Source organism: Cohnella fermenti, assembly GCF_004801405.1.
Classification (GTDB): Bacteria; Bacillota; Bacilli; order Paenibacillales; family Paenibacillaceae; genus Cohnella; species Cohnella fermenti.
The window spans coordinates 1-470 of record NZ_SSOB01000133.1; the positions used below are offsets into that span (position 1 = coordinate 1).

Here is a 470-nt window from a genome sequence, read left to right on the forward strand (position 1 = left end):
TGTCGTTCCCGGGGGAGGAATAAATGCGGCCAACAAGTGGGTCCCTTCCAAGAAGAAGTTCTTTATCCCGGTGAAGGTGCTCTCCAGAAAGTTCAGAGGCAAGTTCCTGGCCTATCTCAAGCAAGCCAAGCTCCAATTCTTCGGTACCACGGCAGATCTGCAGCATCCCGCATCGTTCCAGCGGCTGCTCACTACGTTGTACCGGAAGGAGTGGGTCGTATACAGCAAGCCGCCTTTCAAGAATGCGGGTTGTGTCGTTGAGTATCTGGGAAGATACACCCACCGCGTGGCCATCTCGAACGCTCGCATTGTGAAGCTGGAAGAAGACCATGTCACCTTCAAGTGGCGGGATTACAAGGACGACAATAAGCCAAAAGAGATGACCGTTACTGCGGATGAGTTTATTCGCCGTTTCCTGATTCACGTCCTGCCTCCAGGATTCACACGAATTCGGCATTACGGCTTCCTGA

At 52.8% G+C, this 470-nt stretch carries 1 protein-coding gene; it reads left to right on the forward strand.

The genetic code is table 11. The features are described 5' to 3' along the window. On the forward strand, positions 1-470 hold a 470-nt coding region (locus E6C55_RS33340), incomplete at both ends, for an IS91 family transposase (protein ID WP_211093708.1).